Source organism: Flavobacterium sp. UBA6195 (assembly GCF_002422095.1).
GTDB lineage: Bacteria > Bacteroidota > Bacteroidia > Flavobacteriales > Flavobacteriaceae > Flavobacterium.
In genome coordinates this window covers 1-19567 of record NZ_DITB01000065.1, presented here as the reverse complement: position 1 = coordinate 19567, position 19567 = coordinate 1, and the positions used below count along the sequence as shown (strand labels likewise).

Annotated in this window: 13 protein-coding genes and 1 pseudogene; 10 read left to right on the top strand and 4 right to left on the bottom strand. The window is 33.1% G+C overall.

What is annotated here, in order from left to right; translation table 11 throughout:
* The 3 genes from B4I81_RS05605 to B4I81_RS05595 all read right to left on the bottom strand — a co-directional run.
* On the bottom strand, positions 1-2691 hold a 2691-nt coding region (locus B4I81_RS05605), incomplete at its 3' end, for a DUF6443 domain-containing protein (RefSeq protein WP_291108584.1).
* A gap of 4 nt (positions 2692-2695) precedes the next feature.
* Positions 2696-6016 carry an RHS repeat domain-containing protein gene (locus B4I81_RS05600; RefSeq protein WP_291108582.1) on the bottom strand — a complete coding sequence of 1107 codons (3321 nt, stop codon included), beginning with the start codon at positions 6014-6016 and terminating at the stop codon, positions 2696-2698.
* Positions 6017-6044: 28 nt separating this feature from the next.
* Complete coding sequence (locus tag B4I81_RS05595) at positions 6045-7655, bottom strand: T9SS type A sorting domain-containing protein (RefSeq protein ID WP_291108580.1); 1611 nt, start codon at positions 7653-7655, stop codon at positions 6045-6047.
* A 723-nt stretch (positions 7656-8378) separates the two neighbouring features.
* Between B4I81_RS05595 and nirK the strand changes: the two genes are divergently transcribed.
* The 5 genes and pseudogenes from nirK (at position 8379) to B4I81_RS05570 (ending at position 13028) form a co-directional block, all read left to right on the top strand.
* Positions 8379-9848 carry a copper-containing nitrite reductase gene (nirK, locus tag B4I81_RS05590; protein WP_291108578.1) on the top strand — a complete coding sequence of 490 codons (1470 nt, stop codon included), beginning with the start codon at positions 8379-8381 and terminating at the stop codon, positions 9846-9848.
* 140 nt (positions 9849-9988) lie between these two features.
* Positions 9989-10300 (top strand): annotated as a pseudogene (locus B4I81_RS05585) (c-type cytochrome); the annotation flags it as partial.
* Positions 10301-10325: 25 nt separating this feature from the next.
* A complete protein-coding gene (locus tag B4I81_RS05580) occupies positions 10326-11111 on the top strand; it encodes a formylglycine-generating enzyme family protein (RefSeq protein WP_291108576.1) in 786 nt (261 codons plus the stop codon).
* A 23-nt stretch (positions 11112-11134) separates the two neighbouring features.
* Positions 11135-11728, top strand: coding sequence for an SCO family protein (locus B4I81_RS05575; RefSeq protein ID WP_291108574.1), 594 nt, complete (start codon positions 11135-11137; stop codon positions 11726-11728).
* 28 nt (positions 11729-11756) lie between these two features.
* On the top strand, positions 11757-13028 hold the full coding sequence (locus B4I81_RS05570) for an alginate export family protein (RefSeq protein ID WP_291108572.1): 1272 nt from the start codon (positions 11757-11759) through the stop codon (positions 13026-13028).
* 126 nt (positions 13029-13154) lie between these two features.
* On the opposite strand, the gene ric is transcribed toward B4I81_RS05570, so the two are convergent.
* Complete coding sequence (ric, locus tag B4I81_RS05565; RefSeq protein ID WP_291108570.1) at positions 13155-13877, bottom strand: iron-sulfur cluster repair di-iron protein; 723 nt, start codon at positions 13875-13877, stop codon at positions 13155-13157.
* 153 nt (positions 13878-14030) lie between these two features.
* Between ric and B4I81_RS05560 the strand changes: the two genes are divergently transcribed.
* The 5 genes from B4I81_RS05560 (at position 14031) to B4I81_RS05540 (ending at position 19459) form a co-directional block, all read left to right on the top strand.
* Positions 14031-14462, top strand: a complete 432-nt coding sequence (locus B4I81_RS05560) for a c-type cytochrome (RefSeq protein WP_291108568.1) — start codon at positions 14031-14033, stop codon at positions 14460-14462.
* Between the two features lie 17 nt (positions 14463-14479).
* Entirely contained in the window at positions 14480-15814 is a 1335-nt protein-coding gene (locus tag B4I81_RS05555; protein ID WP_194097421.1) for a cbb3-type cytochrome c oxidase subunit I, read from the top strand.
* Positions 15815-15922: 108 nt separating this feature from the next.
* Entirely contained in the window at positions 15923-16708 is a 786-nt protein-coding gene (locus B4I81_RS05550; protein WP_291108565.1) for a CbbQ/NirQ/NorQ/GpvN family protein, read from the top strand.
* 11 nt (positions 16709-16719) lie between these two features.
* On the top strand, positions 16720-18486 hold the full coding sequence (locus B4I81_RS05545; protein ID WP_291108564.1) for a nitric oxide reductase activation protein NorD: 1767 nt from the start codon (positions 16720-16722) through the stop codon (positions 18484-18486).
* 1 nt (position 18487) lies between these two features.
* A complete protein-coding gene (locus B4I81_RS05540; protein ID WP_291108562.1) occupies positions 18488-19459 on the top strand; it encodes a DUF438 domain-containing protein in 972 nt (323 codons plus the stop codon).
* Positions 19460-19567 lie beyond the last annotated feature (108 nt).

Sequence of the window (19567 nt, the reverse complement as noted above, 5' to 3'; positions counted from 1 at the left end):
CTCCTTTCCATTGTACTTATACTTATAACTAGTAATAAACAAAGGCGGTACGGGCTTAATTTTTAAAACTTCGGCTTCTTTTGTGTACATCATTTTATCAGAATTATAGCCTGAGTGTTTGAGTCCAAAAGGGTAGTAATGGTTTTCTTCTATAATTTTAAGAACTTTTGTACTTGGGTCTAGGCTGTAGCTTAAGCGTATGTTGCCTAAATGATCGGTGTAATTAAACACGTAATTAAATCGATAACTTGTTCCGCCCATAACTACCATTTCTTCAGTAGCGTTTACATAACCTTCTGCATGTGGAAAAAACTGTAATACAAGGTTTTTATACTGAAAGCCACTTAGATAATCAGTTGTTGTAATTGTTGTTCCCTCGGTAACCGTTTTCTTGAGTTTTTGTCCTGTTGCGTTATAAAGGTAGGCAATTTTGCCATAGGTTCCAAAAATAATTTCTACGGGTAAATTCAAATGGTTGTATGTAATATGGGTTATGCCTTTATTGTCATCATGTGTCATATTGCCATTATCATCATAGGCATAATCATCTTCAGTATCGGAGATACCATCACTATCATCACTAAAACCTTGTGGGTTTGCAGTGGAATCGAAAACACGTAACAGCTGGTTTTTATTAGTATCATCATATAAATAGGTTAAGTTGTCAATGGGGTTTTCAAATTGCATGCCATCGGTGTCCATGGCACCATTTCTAACTAAACTTTTAATGTTTCCGTTTTTGTCATAGCTAAGGTGTTCTAAATAGCTGTTAAATTCGGTGTTGCCTTCTTTGCTGTAATCGGCTTTTAGTAATCGGTTAAGATTATCATAGGTGTATTTGTATTTTCGTTGTATATTATCGGTGGTGGTTTTCCAAAAGGTTTCTGAAATGTTACCGTTGAAAAGAGGAGTGGCGGTTTCTGTATCGTTGTAATTTATTTTAAAGGCAAATAAATCGTTATCGGTTTCCATATTGGTTACATTATTAATTTGTTTTAGCCATCCCCTAATATTATAAGAATAATCAACTTTTTGCAAACCCGTTGCACCAGTTATATCACTACCACCCACATTTTTACTGATGAGCTGTCCTAACTCATCATACGTATTTTTAGTGATTAATTGTTCTGGTAATTGGTTTATTTGTTGTTTATGTACTACTAATTTATCTTGTAAATTGTACTGAAAAATGTCTTTTACTACTATTTCAGTATCATCCGCTATGCGTTTGTGTTTGGTTTGTGTGTATAGGGTTTTTCCAGCCCAATCTAGGTGAGTGTCTATTTGAGTATAGCCACCTAAATGATTGGTAGTTTTGGTATGCACGGGTCTGTATTTGTAATCATACAAGGTATAAGACACCTCGGTAGTACTGCTACTAGCGTTGTCTAATACTTTTACCCATGAGCCAGTTGGCAATCCTTTTACGTTAGTAGCACGTGTTTGATTTTCAATTAGCGATGGTAAATTGCTAGGCGCTCCGCTAAAATCATAATTATCATAGAAGTTTTTTGATAGCACCTCGCTTGCTGTTAAAGTAAAAGGATTGTTTCCAGTATTAATGATGGTTTGCATGTTGCTTCTTTCATTTTGATCTACCGTCATTTGTTTCCACCCGGTTTGAGTAACTCTACCATAAACATCATACTGGGTAATCATCCAGCCTACACTACCATCACCATATGGCGAAAATGCTGGTCCCGTTGCCACTGGTTGGTCTACTTTATCATATACGATATATTCCCATTGTTTACCAGGAAGTTTTTTTTCAACCAAACGATTTCGATTGTCGTATTTGTATTGATAACCTAAATTATTTAAGATGGTTGGGTTTGCCACTCCATCAGCTAAAGGCGGAATTACATAAGTAAGGTTTCCGTATTGGTCATAAATGTAATAGGTGTCGTGTTTATCACCATTATTATAGGTACGTTTTAAAACAACTTTACCACTTTTGTCTTTGAATTCTTCAGTAGTATTGTTTTTATCACTAAAGACTTTCCAATTTTCGTCTTTAGTAATGGTTTTATAAAGTTGATTTGGGTTGTAATATCCTGTACTAACAATAGCGGGTTCATATAGTTTATTAGTAGCGTTCCAATTAGCAATAACTTTAAAGTACTTAACTTCATTTTCTTTATTGGTGAGGTATTCAAATTTAATTTCATTTCCACTTCCCATTTTCCATGGGTTTCCTGGAGCTGCTTGTTTTAAAACCCTGTCTAATGGAGAATTTTCAAGTGCTTTTTCACTGTAAGGGTATAGTGTAGTTTCAAAGTTTGGATTTCCAGTATTGGCAAGATTGGCGGAAGTATAAAAGCTAGCCACTTCAGAAGCTGCAGAAGAGATATAATTAAGAGAACTACCCGAGCTGATATACGGCAAAAACTCTTTGGTTTGTCTGCCAAAGGCATCGTATTCAAAGTGGGTTACAATATCTTTACCGGTATTAGATTGTTTGTGAGCAATTTGCTGAATGGGTCTACCTAAACCATCAAAATAACTGATTTGTACATTGGCTACTTCGCTATCAGGGTTGGAATTAGAAGAACTATTAGGAACTTTATATGTTATGGTTCTGATATAATTCTTATCCGAGCTTTGAGCAGTAACCATAAAAGGAACAAAAATTAAAATTAATCTAAAAACCACGTGTTGTATATTATCTAATTTGCTTAATATGAGTGTCATTATTTTAGTTTTTATAATTGTAAGCATTTTCACTTAAAATATTTCCATTGGCATCTTTTACGTATAATAATCGATTATTATTATCATAATGATAAGTAATAACATCGCACTTAGGATCTATTATTTTTATCAAATTATTTGTTGCCGAATCGTACTCATACGACGTTACCATACTATTAGGATATAAATTTTGATAATAGCATGGACTTGAATTATTTGGCGCACTTGTTCCTTGAGTAGTTGGAAGTTCTAAATTAACAGGATTTTCTATCTTTAAAACCACTTGTAAGTTATTGTTATACTCATATTTGATTTTAGTGCCACTAGAGCGAGATAATAATGTAGGTAGTCCATAAAAATAACTGTAGAAATCAACTCTGTCTTCTAAATTATTTTCGCCATTCCCTTTAAATGCACTTATTTTTTGAGGGTAAATTTTTATACCAAATGGAGCATATGATACCTGTTTTACGTCAAGCTTTAAACCATTCAAATAATTTTCTGTTCTTACTAATGCACCAACATTATGCTGTTGTTGTAATGTATTTAAACTTGATGTTTCTACAGGGGTTAAATTTTGTAACTCTAATGCGTCACTAGGGTAAAATAGTTTTGTACTTGTAGTTTCAGATCTACTATTGGTAGTTGTTATTTCGCTTGGTAAACTTACTTTGTCTGGCTTATAGGTATAATTTGTTGTGGTTGCCACTTCATCCGTTAAGTTAGGCCCAAAATATTCTTTTGTTGTGGTAGAAAGGAGCTTGTAATCATATGACTTGGTCTGATACAAAATATAACTGTTTTTTGTTATATTATAAGATGCAACACAAGGAACATTATACAAATTCGCTATTTTAATGTTACTTGCAACATTACGCTCTATTCCTTCGTAATTATGAATTTTTTCACTTACATTTTTTTTGCTAGAATTAAAGTATCTTTCTTTTTTAAGAATAGAATTTTGATATGAGTCGTTATTTCCAACATCAAAAACTGCATTCAAATCAAATTCACGTTGTAATTCATAGCGGGCATTAGATCCATTTAAAACAAAATTACCATAAGAATAAATTTCATGATTTGATGTCATTTTTGGGTGTGTAGAATAAAATTTTGGAATTGTATTAGCATTTTTGTGAAAAGTAAGTTCTTTTCCTCCTTTTTCAAAGTTGTCTCCACCATAACTAATGGTAACATATTTGTAAGTTGAGCTAGCCATGTCAGTATTGTAAATATTGTTAAGGTTATTAGGGCTGAGTTTATAGACATCGAAAAAAACGGAATAAGAACTTGAGCAATCAAGGGTGGGAACAGTTTGTACATATTTTGGATTAAAAACAAACGTTTCTTGATTTATTTTATCCAACTCGTTGTAATAATATCTTGTAACATTTGTATTGTTATTATCATCAAATGTGTTAACTCTCTTAATTCTAAGACCTGGATAAAAAACAGGTCTAGTTCCTTGAGGTAAATATAGAGTTGTATTTGCAACCACAGAATTTTGAATACCAGCAGCCACAAGCTCTAATGAAACTTTGAAATAATAGCTTCCAGCAGGTAAATTTAAGGTGTAATATTCTTGATGATTAATTGTGGTATTCTCAGTATTAGTAATATATTTTCGTTTTGTTTCTTGGATTATCCAATTTGTTCCATCTTTTTTAAATATTTCAATTTTTACATTATTTTGATGTGAAAAAGGTCCTTTGGCCATTACATTTAACCCTATATTTATTGTTTTATTTGTGTTAAAAACAATAGGTTGTAAATTATTTGGATAATACACTTTTGACAATAATGATGTATTATTACGATTTTCATCTCTGTAATAAACAGTAACATAATGTTTGTTTATAATATCCTGCTCTCCTTTATATGGTAATTCATACTCAAATTCCATTTTTCCTTTTGTTGGATATTGAATGCTTTTTAAAGAACCAATTAAAGAAGCCGTCAAATCTGCTTCTCTGTCTGCAAGTCCAAAAAAGCAATTCTCATTTAACAAATTATTATTCGTAATTGGTAAAAGTGTAGTGTTTGAATTTTTACCATTATAATACCCTAAATCATCTTGAGCAAATGAATTTTTAGATGGAAATAATTCAGGTGTAGTGTAGGTTAACTGATAATCGTATAAAAAAGTATTTGATTTTCCATAAAACTCAACTTTTTGCAAGAAAAATTTATCATCATCTTTAAAATCATTTGATGCTAAATCAGGCTCATTGTTACTATTAAAAAATAGTAAATTGATTTTTTTTAATTGTTGATTATTGTTACTAAAGGTGATTGAATTAAGTTTAATTAATCTATTGCATTTACCTTCATAAGAATAGTTAAACTTTACTTTTTCATTTGTTAAATTATTAGTAATTTCTTTCAAATGAACAATACTTTCCATTTGGTTTATCAAATCTTTTTTTGATTTATTACAAGGGTGATTACCTAAAGGAAAAGCTACAGATGCTGTCTCAACAATTCCAATATTATAATAATCACAACTTCTTATAACATTTTCATAATTGAAATTAATATTTACTCCATTATATAAAGCAACATTATATAAATAAAAGGAGTTTTGAGCATACGGAATATTAACTGTTGATCCAGCTCCACTATTCACCCAAGTCCTTGATGATTCAGAAGCATTTTGTCCTCCAAAATAATATGTATCCCCATTAGGGGTTTGTATTATGAAATAACTTTTATTTCCTTGAACAAATTGAAAACTGATTTTCAATTCTTTATCGTATTTTATAAAGTGAACATTATTATTCACATCTAAGTAAAAACTACCTGAATACCCTAAAAAATTGTAATTAAACACATCAATTTCTGAATCTACTTGAACTCTAGTTAAATAATCCATAAAAATGTACCATTCGGTATTTCTATCTAAATTTTCAAAACCTGATTGCGTTTGTAATTGTCTTACTCCAGTTTTTGCATCTAATTCTTGCTCCGAGAGATAAATTCTATTTTGAGTTGCCGTTATCTCATCTGGCAAATCATTAACAGTTCTTGTTATAACCCCTCCAGGATTTATATTCCAATTAATTCCAGCCCATGTTGGATCTTGGTTTACTTTAACACCATTACCAGAATAATTTAAAGATAATGGTAATTCAAATCCACCTGCTTTATACGTAAACAATGGTATAGTTGGAGAAATAGTTCCAGATGATTCATTTACCTGTACTTCACCATATTTACCAAGATCGTTTGTTGTGGGTGTTTGTGGTGATAATACAGGAAGGTCTGTGCTAATTTCTTGAGCCGCACATCCTAAACTAAAACTTAAAAAGAGAAATATTGTCTTCATTTTTTGTATCATTCTAAAAATATTTTAATTAGTTTTTAATTACTTTAACACCATCTGTACTGGTATCGGTTTTTACCTCAATCACATAAATTCCTTGCGGTAGCCCACTTAAATTAAACGGTATAGTCCTTTCTCCAAATATCTTTACAGATTGGATTCTTCTGCCACTTAAATCATAAAGAGTTGCTGTTCCTTTTTTATAATCATATCCCACAATTGCATTTGTAAAACTTTCAACGGGATTAGGTATAGCTTCAAGAATTTCCTTTTCTTTTTTCTTTTTATCCTTATCTCCAAGCTTTATAACCCAAAAGTCACTTCCTCCAATATTAGAATTTTTATCTCTAGATACTTCACCTTTAGAGGTACCTGCTAGAATATATCCACCATCTCTAGTTTCAAATAGCTTTTTTAATACTTCATCCCCCTTACTTCCAAAAGTTTGTTTCCAAATTATATCTCCATCTACTTTAAGTTTTAAAGCTATGTAGTCATTAATTCCTTCTTTATCTGACTTTCCTATCTTAGATTTAGTCTCTGATTGGGCATAACCTCCTATTAAAAATGTTCCATCGCGATTTTCAACTATTGAAGTTAAGACATCATATTTCCCAAAATTGTAGGTTCTTTGCCATTCAATGCTACCAACCTCATTAATCTTTACTACCCAAAAATCTGTTCCATTCTTATTTGATTTTGTTTTTGAATGTGTTGCTCCTGAATTTGAATTTCCACCAATTATATAACCACCGTCATTAGTTTGAGTTAAGGCAAATAAGTTGTCATCTTTATCTCCCCCTATAGTTTCTTGCCACTGGATATTTCCTTCTTTATCCAATTTTAAAACCCAATAGTCACCAAAACCAAAACTTTTTTGAGACTTTTCACCCGACTCAGGCGAATTAGAATATCCTCCTATTATAAAACCATCATCTTTTGTTTGTTCAATACTTTTTAATTCGTCCTTGTATTTTCCACCAATGGTTTTATCCCATTCTATTTCCCCATTACTATCAAGTTTAACCACCCAATAATCTATACCCCCTCTAGAATCTTCTTGCTTTCCATATTTGTCAACGATTCCTTTATCAGTTGGTTCAGATTTATTAGAACTTGAAGAACCACCTAAAATGTAGCCTCCATCCTTTGTTTGGGCAATACTCAAAAGTATATCCTGACCTGATCCACCAATGGTCCTTTGCCATAATTCTTGACCTCTAGCATCTAATTTAATTATCCAAAAATCTTCCAATCCTTTACTTTCATCCTTTTTATCTCCACTAATTGAAGAAGTTGATGTTCCAGCTAAAATAAATCCACCATCATTTGTGATTTTTATACTTTGTAGCAAATCAACACCATTACCACCAAAACTTTTTTGCCATTCGGGAGTTCCTTTTTCATCCATTTTCCAAATCCAGTAATCAAGATCTCCTTTATTTGATTCTGTTTTATTCCCATTTTTGCTAGAGATAGAACTTCCAGCTAGAATGAAACCATAATCTGCTGTTGATTGAGCATCATATAAAAATTCAGCGTGTTTTCCACCATAGGAATGTTCCCATAAAATGTCTTGGGCATGTAGAGATGTAACTGCCAGGAAACTAGCAATTAAAATGTAGTAGGTTTTGTAATTCATAGATTTAAATATTATTCTTATAATTTGATAAATGTGATTTCATTTATATAAACAAAACAACCGTAGAAATACCTGATTTTCAATCCAACTATTTTTACGGGAGTATCGTTTTTTAACTTTTGCAAATGAAAAAAAAATGAATTGATAAATTGCTGTAGAAAAAATGCAGATTATGTTAAAATTTGAGTTTTTTTTATTTTTTTGAAATCTAATCTATTTCTTCATTTTTTTATTATTATTCATAAATTAGTGTATATTTGCAACGTAATAAAAGTAAACGATTCCGTAAACGATTTTACTTTTTGAGCTGGTAAACAAAGTTTTAGGTTGTTGATTTTCAGGGTTTTAATTTTTAATTAAAATAAGTTTTTAAACTCATAACCCGAAGGTCACAGGTTCGAGTCCTGTTCCCGCTACAAAGAAGCTCCACAGAAATGTGGAGCTTTTTTTTTGAATTATTTGAAATAATGCTTGCTTAAATTAATTCTTAGTTAGTTTTAAAAATAGGACTTGATTTTATTAGTATTTCATTTTTATAAAGTTTTAGCTTAGTCACGCTATGGAACTTTTCATAAAACCTTATTTATTTTAGTTTTTTTAACTTTTTTTCGAAACATGATTTTTATCATATTAAAGGATGTTTTTGTCCTTTAATTTTGACCTTTAAAATGATAGTAACGAAACTATTATTGAAACCAATATTTAAAACTAATTTTTTCTACCATGAGTAATTTTATTAAAAGAGTTCTTGTATTGTGTGTGGCTTGTGCAGCAAGTATTGCATGTAAACAGAACGGTGACTCAACAACCAACTATGCTGATATCTCTGTTGGTGATGAAATGATTGCAGAATTAACAGCGCCTCCATTTGTACCAAAACCTGTTGGAGATCGTCCTGCTAAAAAATTAATTGTAAACATGGAAATTAAAGAAATCGAAGGAGAAATGGCCGACGGTGTTAAATATGTTTACTGGACTTTTGGTGGTAGTGTACCAGGAAGTTTTATTAGAACTAGAGTAGGTGATGAAGTACAATTTACTTTGAAAAATCACCCAGACAACAAATTACCTCACAACATCGATTTACACGCTGTTACAGGACCAGGTGGTGGAGCAACTTCTTCATTAGTAGCGCCAGGACATGAAAAAACTTTTAATTTCAAATGTATCAATCCAGGATTATACGTGTACCACTGTGCTACAGCTCCTGTAGGGATGCACATTGCAAACGGAATGTACGGATTAATTTTGGTGGAACCAGAAGGTGGTTTACCTCCAGTTGATAAAGAATACTACGTAATGCAAGGTGATTTTTATACCAAAGGAAAAAATGGAGAACCTGGAATGCAACCTTTCGATATGACAAAAGCTGTTGATGAACATCCTGATTATGTAGTTTTTAATGGGAAAGTTGGGGCTTTAACAGGAGACAAAGCCTTAACAGCTAAAGTAGGAGAAACAGTTAGAATTTATATGGGTAACGGTGGACCAAATTTAGTTTCTTCGTTCCACGTTATTGGAGAGATTTTCGACAGAGTTCATATTGAAGGTGGAGATGCTATCAATAAAAATGTTCAAACAACATTAATTCCTGCTGGTGGTTCTGCAATTGTAGAGTTTAAAGTGGATGTTCCAGGAACTTTCATTTTGGTAGATCACTCAATATTCAGAGCGTTCAATAAAGGAGCATTAGGAATGTTAAAAGTAGAAGGTGCTGAAAATGCTAAAATTTACTCAGGAACAACACAAGAAGGAATTTATCACCCAGAAGGAGGAACCATCCAAAACATGCCAAAATCAGGTATTGGTAAAGAAGTGGTGGTAAATAAAACATTAGATCAACAAGTTGCCGATGGTAAAAATATTTATGGAAGAACTTGTTTCGCTTGTCACCAATCAGAAGGTCAAGGTATTCCGGGTGCTTTCCCTCCATTAGCAAAATCTGATTTCTTAAACGCAGATTCAAATAGAGCAGTTAATGCAGTTCTTCATGGATTAAGTGGTGAAATTACAGTAAATGGTAAAAAATTCAATTCAGTAATGACTAGTCAAAACCTTACGGATCAAGAAATTTCAGATGTTTTAACTTATGTGTATAACAGTTGGGGTAACAACAAAACCAAAGTAACCCCAGAAATGGTTAAAACACAAAGAGCAAAACCAGCTCCAAAAGTAAAAGATATGCACGAATAATAATCAAATAAATAGAGTAAATAAAAATGAAAAAAATAGTATTGAGTGCTATAGCGCTTATCGTAACTGGAACTTTAATTAGTTTTAAATTACCAACAACTAAAACATCTGAAGTAGTGACATTTCAGGATGCAAATAAAGGAAAAGCAATTTACAGTAAAACATGTATCGCATGCCATCAGGCAAACGGACAAGGAATTCCAAATGCATTTCCTCCTTTAGCAAAATCTGATTACTTAAATAAAGATGTAAACAGAGCCATTAAAGTGGTACTAAACGGATTAAGCGGACCTGTTACTGTAAATGGTAAAAAATTCAATAGTGCTATGACAAGCCAGGGTTTAAACGACCAACAAGTGGCGGATGTACTGACTTATGTTTACAGCAGTTGGGGAAATAACAATACAAAAGTTACTCCAGCTATGGTAAAAGCACAAAGAGGTAAAAAATAAGTATAAACAATAAACAAACTGAAGAATGGGAGCTCAATTTATGAAACGATTTCACTACTGCCTAATTTTATTATCTTGGGTTTCCATTTCTTTTTCTCAGGTGCCCGAAGATATGGTAACCATTGGAGCAGGGAGTTATGTTCCGTTATATGGAACATCAGATAAAAAACCAGTGTACATAAAATCCTTTTTGTTGGATGTATATCCGGTTACGAATCAGGAATATTTAGAATTTTTGAAAAAAAATCAGAATTATAGAAAATCAAAAATCAAACGCCTTTTTGCTAATACCACTTATTTATCAGAATGGACAGGTGATTTAAGTTTCGGACAATTAAATGCCAATGCGCCAGTGACTAATATTTCTTGGTTTGCAGCAAAAGAATACTGCGAATGTCAAGGCAAAAGATTAGCCACTTTAGACGAATGGGAATATGTAGCAATGGCCGATGAAAAACGAAAAGACGCCAGAACTAGAGAAGAATTCAATAAATATATCTTGAGTTGGTACGAAAAAAACAAAACCTATAACAATTCCGTAGGGAAAACATTCAAAAATTACTGGGGCGTTTACGATATGCACGGATTGGTTTGGGAATGGACTTTCGATTTCAACAGTATCTTTTTATCAGGAGAATCTAGAAAAGATAAGGATACTGATAAAGATTTGTTCTGTGGAAGTGGTTCAGTCAACGCAACCGATTTAATGAATTATGCGGCTTTTATGCGCTATGCTTTCAGAGGAAGTATAAAAGCAAATTATACCACTAAAAATTTGGGCTTTCGATGTGCCAAAAACATCGCTAATTGAGTTTTCAATTAAAAATTAAAATCATGAAAAAGATAATTTTATTCGTAATTGTTTCCCTTTTATTAATCGGATGTAATGCAAAAGAAGAAAAACAAGATATAAAGGATAAACCCATAACCGATTTATCAATTTATAATTTACCAGAAAAATGGACCAATCAAGATGGAAAAGATATTGAACTGAAAGAATTGAGAGGAAAAGTATTAGTTATGGTAATGATTTACACTTCGTGCAAAGCCGCATGTCCAAGATTAGTTGCCGATATGCGAAATATTGAAGCTAAAATTCCAGAAGAATACAAAGACAAAGTACAATTGGTTTTAGTAAGTATTGACCCAACAGTGGATACTCCAAAACGATTAAAAGATTTCTCTATCGAAAATAAAATGACAGGAAATCAATGGGTTTTCTTGCGTTCAAATGAAGAAAATACCAGAGAGTTCGCAGCAGTTCTAGCCGTAAATTATAAAAAAATATCTCCGATAGATTTCTCACATTCCAATATCATCAGTGTATTTAATGCAGAAGGAGAATTGGCATTCCAGCAAGAAGGGTTAGGAGTTAGTTACGATAAAACGGTTTCAAAAATCAAAGAAGAAGCAGCTAAAGTAGAGTAGTGGCTTCCCCAAAAAAAAACAATACAACATGAAACTTCAAAATAAAATGCTAGTTGCAGTTGCTTTTGCAATTTCAACGGTAGGTTCTTTTGCTCAAGAGTTAGAAGCCAACCTACAACTACGACCTCGATTTGAATACCGAAACGGGTTCAAAGAATTAATGAAAGACTATTTTTATCCCACTTCGTTTGTTTCCCAACGCTCAAGAATGAATTTCTTCTACAAGCAAGAAAAATTCAAAGCCAATGTTTCGTTTCAAAACGTTAGAGTTTGGGGTGATGTGGCAACCACTTCTCCATCGGATAAAAACGGAGTAGCTTTATTCGAATCTTGGATTTCGTATGATTTCAAAACGAATTGGACGGCAAAATTCGGTCGACAAGTACTTTCTTACGATAATCAAAGAATTATGGGTGGAATCGATTGGTTACAACAAGGTCAAAGTCACGATGCGGTTTTGGTTACCAATAAGAAAAATAACTATCAATTAGATTTCGGAGCAGCATTAAACAACAACAACGAAGCTTTATACGAAGCTGCTTATGTAACGAACTATAAAAACATGCAGTTTATTTGGTTCAATCAGAAATTTTCAAAAGTAAGTTTGAGCTTTTTAGCATTGAATAATGGCTACCAATATGAAAATTTGGTAGAAAATAAATTTCAAGTTGCCTATTTGCAAACTCTCGGAACATATGGAAAATGGGATGTTTCAAAATTTTATGGTGATTTCGGTTTGTACGCTCAAACAGGTGAAGCTGCTGTAACTAATGATAAAGTTGCTGTTGGTGCGTATTATGCCGGATTTAATTTGGGATATAAATTCACCAATCCTTTCAAAGCCGAATTAGGTTTCGAATATTTATCAGGAAAAGATCAAAATGATACCGATACTAAAATAAAATCGTTCACCCCTTTATTTGGAACCAATCACGGATTCAATGGTTTAATGGATTATTTCTATGTTGGGAATCATAAAAACTCAGTAGGATTGCAAGATGTTTACACTAAATTCATTTACGACAAGAATAAATGGCAAGTAATGTTAGCTCCACATCTTTTTTATAGCGCTGCTTCGGTTTACAACATGGCTACTTTAGAAGAACAAGATAGTTATTTAGGTACAGAAATCGATTTAACAGCTACTTATAAAATGGATAAAAACCTTGTAATTTCTGGAGGTGTTTCAAAAATGTTTGCCAGCGATACTATGGAAATTTTAAAAGGAGGAAACAATTCAAATGGTAACAATTGGGCATGGGTAATGGTTTCATTTAATCCGCAATTGTTTACTCATTAAAAATAGATTAATTATAAATGGGTTATATTTAATTAAAAAAGGACTGCTAAAATACATTAGCAGTCCTTTTACTTTAAAAAGAGTCGCTCTGTTTACTAAAACGACTCCGTTTAAAAACCTAATTAACTAATAAAACTTATCTTGTAAAACAATGGCACTTGGAAACAAAATATTATTTTCTAAATGAATGTGCGCATGTAAATCCGCTTCAAATTCTTGTAACATTTGATAGGTTACTTTGTACGTGTTACAAGCATCTGCTGGTGGAGTGTAGTTGTTTGATAATTCTACAATTTTTTCAAATCGTTCGCCTTCATTTTCATGTTCTTCCATCATCATCGCAATAGGATTGGCAACAGAACCAAATCCAGGATTGTTGATAGGCGTATTATTTCGATTAGCTTCTACCATTTTTTTGATAAACGGAAACAGAATTAACTCTTCTTTTTTCATGTGTTGCGTTAATTCATCCGCACTTCTTTTGAATAATTTTTTAATTTCAAAAAGTTCTGGATGGTGAGCACCATGTACTTGTTCCAACTTAAGTAAAAACGATAGCAATTGTGGAATTTTTTCTTCCACATATCGATGGTGTTTTTTCTCAATATAATCAATTAACAAATCCAATTCCCAAGATTTAAAATCGATTCCTTGATTGTTGTTGTTTGCCGTAACACGTTCTAATTCGTCTAAAAGCGCATATTTATCAATGCCTTTTTTTGCACATACTTCATCGATTGTTCGGTTTCCTTTACAACAAAAATCGATACCTAGTTGACTGAAAACACCTGCAGTTCTATAATCATCTGCTACTATGTTTCCCACTGTTTTGTTTGAATCTATTACCATAATAATGTATTGTTTAAATAAAAGACAAATTTATCCTTAATTTAATTTTCATAGTATGATTTGAATCATAACGAATGTTTTTTTTTGGCAGTTATTTTGTACTTAATTAAAGGATAAAAATATCCTTTATAATTTCTAACTAATATCTAAAATATGTTATCAAAATCACAAGCACGAGCATTTTTTTTAGGTGGAACTGTAGTAACCTTTTTAGTCTTTATCGGCTTAACCATTTACTCGTTCATGCCTAAAAATGATCAAACGTATCATGATAAGATTGATGCAAAAGTTATTCGAGGAAAGGAAATCTGGGAATCGAATAATTGTATGGGTTGTCATACCATACTTGGGGAAGGAGGCTATTACGCACCTGAACTTACCAAAGTAATCGAAAGAAGAGGAGAAGGCTATGTAAAAGCCGTTTTACAATCGCCAGTTCCTTGGGGACCAAAAGGCAGAAAAATGGTAAAATACGAAATGAACGATGCCGATGCCGAAGCTGTAATTGCCTATTTCAAATGGATAGGAAACATTGATTTGAATGGGTTTGAGCGCGTGGTTTCCCCTTTAGCTAAAGAAGAATAATCCAAAATTTAGAAGATATGAAATATAAATCACAAAAAGTAGCGTATTGGTTCTTTGGATTATGCATGTTATTATTTGCATTACAAATTATCTATGGTTTTATTATGGGCTTTGCCCGAATTGGAATGGATGGTCTTCACGATTTTATTCCGTTCAATACAGCGAGAGCTGTTCACACGAATTTATTAGTAGTTTGGTTATTAACTGGTTTCATGGGAGCCGCTTATTATATCATTCCTGAAGAAGCACAAAGAGAATTAGTTAATGTCAAATTGGCTTATGTACAGTTGATTTCATTAGCTGTTGTTGGAGTTTTAGCTATCGTTGGCTATCACTTTAATATTTGGGAAGGAAGAAAATTCCTTGAAATTCCAAGAGAATTAGATGTTTTAGTAGTAATCAATGTCTTACTGTTTTTAGGATTAATCCTCACCACTTTATTCAAAGCAGAACGTAGAACTACAACTTCATTAGTTTTAACAATGGGATTGGTTTTCGCAGCATTATTATACTTACCGGGTATGATTTGGTTCGATAGCCAAGTTACGGATTCATTCTTCCGTTGGTGGGTAGTGCATTTATGGGTTGAAGGTGTATGGGAACTAATCATGGGCGGTATTTTATCCTACTTATTAATCAAACTTACTGGTGTTGACCGAGAAGTTATCGAGAAATGGTTATATGTAATCGTTGGTTTGACATTCCTTTCGGGTTTATTAGGAACAGGTCACCATTATTATTACATCGGAGTAAATAAAATTTGGTTAATCGTAGGTGGAATTTTCTCAGCATTAGAACCATTAGCGTTCTTAGCAATGGCATTATTCGCAGTGTACATGTATCGAAAAGGAGAAAAATCACATCCAAACAAAATTGCGTTATTCTGGACTATCGGAGCTTCTATTGTATCTTTCATTGGAGCTGGATTGTTAGGATTTGCGCACACTTTACCACAAACAAACATTTACACGCACGGAACTTTAGTAACAGCAATGCACGGTCACTACGCATTTTGGGGAGCTTACGCGATGATTGTTTTAGCGATTATTAGCTATGCTTTACCAAACATTACTGGAAGAAAATTATACGACAGTACAAGAGGTCACATGGCATTTTGGTTGTCAAATATCGGAATGTTAGGAATGACAGTAGCTTTTGGTGTAGCTGGTGTAGCCCAAGTGTACATGGAACGTAAAATGAAAATGGATTTTATGGATGTTCAAAACGAAATCAGTATTCACTTTGTCGTATTGTTGCTTTGTGCTACATTATTTACAACCGGAATTACCTTATACATTTTAGAGTTTATCAAATACGGTAAACCAACAGATGAAGCTCTTGTAAAAGAATAGTTATTAATTATTTAGGTTAGAATTATACAATTAATAACCAGCCGAGACCAATTGCCCAGAGTTGTCGCTGCCCGCTTTTGGTTTCGGTTTTTTCAAAAATAAATTGCCATGATAGTAGCAGAAAAAACCATATTTTATAAAGCAGTAGGTTCTGAAATTGAAATTTTCAATCAAATTAACCAATTGCGCTTACCTTTATTATTGAAAGGTCCAACAGGTTCTGGAAAGTCTCGCTTCGTAGAATATATGGCGAATGAAGTAAACAAAACATTAGTCACCGTAAGTTGTCACGAAGAAACTTCAGCAACCGATTTAATTGGACGTTTTATCATCAAAGGAGCCGAAACCATTTGGATTGACGGACCTTTATCCATAGCCGTAAAAAACGGATATATTTTATATTTAGATGAGGTTGCCGAAGCACGTCCTGATGTCATCGTAGCCATTCACTCCCTAACCGATCACAGAAGAGAACTTTTCATTGATAAATTAGGAGAAACCATCAAAGCACATCCTGATTTTCTATTAGTTGCTTCGTTTAATCCAGGTTATCAAAAAGGATTTAAAGAATTGAAACCTTCTACTCGTCAACGATTTGTAGCACTTTCATTCGATTATCCAAATCCAAAAATTGAAGCCGAAATTTTAATTAATGAAACCGGAATTCAAGCCGATATCGCTCAAAAGTTAGTCGCAATTGGAACAAAAATTAGAAATCTAACCGAATTAGGGCTAACCGAAACCGTTTCTACCCGTTTATTAGTAGACGCCGCGAAACTTATAAATAACGGATTACCAAAACGATTAGCCGTTCACGTTGCCGTTGTTGAACCTTTAACAGACGAGCAAGAAACCATTCAAGCTTTAAACGATTTGTGCGATTTAATGATTTAAAGATTTGAGTTATGGGCTTAGAGTTAGACGAAATTATCTATAAAAGAGTACTCAAGTACTTTAAAAATAAACGACTCAATGATGCCGAAATTCTGAGCCGTCAAATCAACTTATCTGATATTAAACCACGATTGACTCTTTTTGCGAGAGCGATTTGTGGTGCGCCAATCGATATTTTTCCAGCCGAACGCGAAGGTGGTTACAAAAACAAAAATTTCTTTCTTCCAATAAATTGTTCGCTATTCCCAACAAAAGAAGAAAATCTGAAGTTTTATTTTTTCAGAACGGTGTATTTGAGTATTCAAAAACAACTGAATTTCAATTGGGATAATCAAGACAATTCACCAGAACTTTCTTTGGAAAAAGCTACTGAAACCGCACCATTGGTTTTAGAAAAAATGTTTCAGGATTATCCATCCATGCAAGAGTTTTATTATGATGTGGTGCCAAAATTACCCGTTAATAAAAAAGACCAATCCATTGATTACTCTTGGTTGTACGGAAAATGGATGAAAAACACACCCGAAATTGAAGCCGAAAATGTATTGCAAAATTTCGATGACAATATTAAGAAAATAAAAAACAATGTAGTAGCCGAAACTACGCTTCATGCGAAAGCCGTTGAAGAAATTGAATCGCTTACTATCGACAAAAAACAACAAGAAGATTACGTGTTAATGCACAGTTTCGAGAAAATAGAAACGGCAGAAGAATTCAACGGAAATTGGCGCGATTTTGATGGAAAAGACGATTTAAAAGACCATCAAGAAGCCTTGGAAGAAATGAACATGAAGTTTACGGTTCGTGTGGATGATATGGTACATTCTGTATATCAAGCCGATTTTGTTGAAAATACTTCCATTGCAGAAAGTGCTGAAGTTGATGAAAAAGGTTTCCATTTAAAATACAGCGAGTGGGATTTCAAAAAACGAAATTACTTGATTGATTTCTGTAAAGTTTATCCAAAAAACCAACTCAAAACCCATGCGACTTATTATAAAAACACGATGGCAAAGTACAAAACCACTTTAAATGGTTTACGAAAAATGCTTACCAGCGTGAATAATAAAATGCAACAACAACGAAGACAATTACAAGGTGACGCTTTCGATTTAGACGCGTTAACCGATTTATATACCGACATTCATTCTGGAAAATCGCCAGACGAACGCATTTATTTATCGCAAAGAAAGAAAAACAAAGACATTGCGATTTTGGTTTTGTTAGACATTAGTCTTTCAAGTGATGGTTATGCCGCTGGAAATCGAGTGATTGATGTAGAAAAAGAAGTTTCTATTTTATTTGGCGAAATACTACATGAGTTCGACATCGATTTTGCGATTGATGGATTTTATTCCAAAACCAGAAATTTCACAACTTATCTCACTTTGAAAGATTTCAACGAAAGTTGGAACAAAGCCAAACATAAAATCGGATCCGTTGAGCCTAATGGTTATACTCGAATTGGTCCCGCTTTGCGTCACGCTGGTGCAAGAATGGATCAATTGGATGCCAAAAACAAATGGATTATCGTGCTTTCCGATGGTAAACCAAACGATTACGATAAATACGAAGGACAACACGGCATTCAGGACATCAAACAAGCGTTGCGAGAACTGAATGAACGAAAAATCAATTCGTATGCTTTAGCTATCGAAGCGCAAGCCAAATATTATTTACCGCAAATGTTCGGTCAAAATCATTATCAAATATTAACGTCTCCTGAAGCTTTACTAAAATCATTGGTAAAACTTTATGAGAAAATCAAACATCAATAAAATGGCAACATCAGAAACACATACAAACGTGATTGAAGGACATCCCATTCATACTTATTTCGTAGAAACCGATTTGATTCATCAATTATTGGAAGAATTAAATGCCATTAATCCAAAAGAGGAATTTCAGAAATTTTATAATGTATTCAATCATTTAGCAACCGTTGAACGACGCTTTGAACGAAAAGAAAATCAATTATTTCCGTTTTTAGAACAAAAAGGTTGGACGGGACCTTCTCGGAATATGTGGTCGTTTCACGATACGATTAGAGAAATGTTTCGCATTGTTAGAAAAAATTTAGAAGACCAAGATTTTACTTATGCAAAACACAACACCAATTTAATTTCTCAAAATTTATATCGTTTGTTAGAAGTAGAAGAAAACGTGTTGTTTCCCAATGCTTTAGAAATGCTATCCGATGAAGATTGGATTAAAATGCGAAAAGGAGAAGACGAAATTGGTTGGATGTTGTCAGAAGCGCCACCAAAATTCCCAAAAGAATCCGAATACATACATCCCTCTCAAGATACAGAACGCAGAACCGATGTGGTTTTCAACGAAAATGCAGCGCATTATGATGAAGGTTTCATGACAATTGAACAAGTAAACTTACTTTTCAAAACGTTACCCATCGATTTGACTTATGTAGATGAAAACGATAAAGTAATTTTCTATAATCGAGGAGAAGAACGTGTTTTTCCAAGAAGTGCTGGAATTATTGGTAGAGAAGTTCGTTTTTGTCATCCGCCTAAAAGTGTGGATACCGTTTTGCAAATTTTAGAAGCGTTTAGAAAAGGCGAACAAAATGAAGCTTCTTTCTGGATTAATTATAAAGAACGCCTGATTTACATTCGCTATTTCGCAGTTCGTGATGCTCAAAAAAGATATAAAGGTGTAATAGAAATGTCGCAAGATATTACCGGTATCAAACAAATTAATGGCGAAAAACGATTATTGGAATGGAATAATTAATTTGAAGAGTTATGAGAATTATAGGTACGATTTTATTCAGCATTTTTATCATTTTTATTTTTTCTTGTGAAACTGTCGAGCATCATCATGTTCCAAAAACAGCTAATG